This window comes from Desulfurellaceae bacterium, from assembly GCA_021296095.1.
Classification (GTDB): Bacteria; Desulfobacterota; Binatia; order Bin18; family Bin18; genus JAAXHF01.
This window is the reverse complement of sequence record JAGWBB010000028.1, coordinates 56,789-59,107: the sequence shown is the minus strand read 5'-3', so window position 1 is coordinate 59,107 and position 2,319 is coordinate 56,789. Positions and strand designations below refer to the sequence as shown.

The window sequence follows — 2,319 nt, the reverse complement described above, 5'->3', positions numbered from 1 at the left end:
AAAACCATACGGTGGCCCTGCTGGGGAGCAGTGGCGCTCTTCATTCTGCTGGAAGCAGTGACAGCCAGATCGCAGGAGGCGGAATCGCCAGCGGAGGTCGTCGGGCTTGACACCTTGCAGGTGGTCGGCTCGCGCGTGGCGGACCGCTCAGCCCAAGACTCACCCGTGCCGGTAGATATCATTCAGGGCGAGGACTTGCAGACCTACGGCATCCGGGACATGGACGCCCTGCTGGCCGCCAGCGTACCGTCCTACAATGTCAACCAGCATCCCATCGGCCAGGACGCCACCTTTGTGCGGCCGGCCAATCTGCGCGGGTTGCCGCCCGACTCCACCCCAACGGCAAACGCCGCCACCGCTCCGCCGTCATTGCCCTAGCCGCAGACGGCAGCAATCACGGAACCCAAGGCGCCGACCTGTCGGTCATCCCGGCCATCGCCCTGGAGCAGGTCGAAGTCCTGCGCGATGGCGCCGCCGCCCAGTACGGCTCGGACGCCATCGCCGGCATTCTGAACTTCAAGCTGAAGGAGGCGTCCGAGGGCCTGTCGCTGCACACCAGCTGGGGCCAGCATTACCACGGCGACGGCGACAAGGTGCAGGTTGCCGCCAACCTCGGCCTGCCGCTGACCGACACCGGGTTTGCCAACCTCAGCTTCGAGTTCCTGAACGCCGACGAAACCAGCCGCAGCGTGCAGCGCCGGGACGCGCGGGCCTTGATTGAGGCCGGCAACAGGGACGTGCGGAGACCCGCAGCCCAGATCTGGGGCGCGCCCGAAATCCAGTACGACTACAAGTTCTTCGGCAACCTGGGTCTCGACCTGGAGGAGTTGAACGCCCGGCTGTACGCCTTCGGCAACTACGCCGAGCGGCGGGTCGAGGGCGGCTTTTTCTTCCGCAATCCCAATACCCGGGGCGGTATCTTCCGGGGCGACCCGCTGGCAGACGCCACGCCCACGGTCCGGGCGGCCGACCTGTCGGGCAGCGGGCTGGGCTGTCCGGCGGTACCGGCCAACCCGGCGGCCGACTACACCGGCGTGGATCTGCCCGAGCACTGCTTCCTGTTCAATGAACGTTTTCCGGGTGGCTTTACGCCCCGCTTTGGCGGCCACCTGCAGGACTGGAGCGTCGCTTTTGGCCTGCGTGGGGAGGCGACGAGCGCCTCGGCGCTGCTCAACGGCTGGTCGTACGACGCCAGCGCCAGCTTTGGTCGCAACAGCGTGGACTACTTCATCCACAACACCATCAACCCCCAGCTGGCCGCCATGCGCACCGCTATTCCCACGAAATACCGACCCGGTGGCAACGTGCAGTTTGAGCGGACCTTCAACCTCGATATCGCCCGGCGCCTGGATATCGGCCTGTTCCACTCCCCGCTGAACGCCGCCTTCGGATTTGAGTACCACATGGAGGAATTCGAACAGAAGGTTGGAGAAGCGCAGTCGTGGTTCATCGACGAAAACCTGAGACGGCAGGGCTTCAGCATCGGCTCCAACGGGTTTGCCGGCTACCGGCCGGATTCGGCCGGTGTGTCCGAACGCAACAACTATGGGCTGTATATGGACCTGGAAGCCGCACTGGTGGAATCCCTCAGCCTCGGCCTGGCCGGACGGTATGAGAACTTCGACGGCGCCATCGGCGAGTCGCTCAACGGCAAGGTCGCGCTCCGCTGGCAGCTGCTGGACGCCCTGGCCCTGCGCGCTTCAGTCGGCTCGGGCTTCCGCGCCCCGACGCCGGGGCAGGCCAACATCCGTAAAATCAACTCCCAGTTCACCACCGCCGGCCTGGTCGACCAGGGCATTTTCCCCGCCCATCATCCGGTCGCGGCCTTCTTTGGCGGCCGGCCGCTGGAGTCGGAAAAATCGGTCAACTATTCCGTCGGCAGCGTGTTCAATGCGGGCGACTTCAGCCTGACCGTCGACTATTATCGGATCAAGATTCAGGACCGCATCGGGCTGACCCAGGACTTCAAAGTCTCCGCCGCGCAACGGGCGGCCTTTAACCGCCTGGCTCCCGACGCGAGTACTATTACCTCGGTCCGCTACTTCACCAACGCCTTTGACACGACCGCCCAGGGACTCGACGTGGTGGCGACCTATCCGCTGTCAACGCGGGCCGGCGACACCGTGCTGACCTTCGCCGGCAACTGGAATCGGCTGAACCTCGACCGCTTCGACCCGCACGTCATTAATGCCATGCAGGTGCGTCAGATGGAGGACGGCTTACCGGAATTCCGTTTCTCGCTGACCGCCGATCATGTCTGGGGGCCGTGGCGGCTGCTGGCCCGGGTCCATTTCTACGACGAATTTTTCGAAGCCCACG

The 2,319-nt window shown here is 64.9% G+C and carries 2 protein-coding genes and 1 pseudogene; all 3 read left to right on the top strand.

All coding sequences use genetic code 11. The annotated features are described in order from the left end of the window. The coding region (locus J4F42_08940; protein ID MCE2485623.1) for a hypothetical protein at positions 1–378 on the top strand (378 nt) is incomplete at its 5' end. After that, a pseudogene (locus tag J4F42_08935) lies at positions 369–509 on the top strand (TonB-dependent receptor plug domain-containing protein). The gene J4F42_08940 and the pseudogene J4F42_08935, both read left to right, overlap by 10 nt. An 84-nt stretch (positions 510–593) precedes the next feature. Continuing rightward, a partial coding sequence (locus J4F42_08930; protein MCE2485622.1) for a TonB-dependent receptor occupies positions 594–2,319 on the top strand: 1,726 nt, incomplete at its 3' end.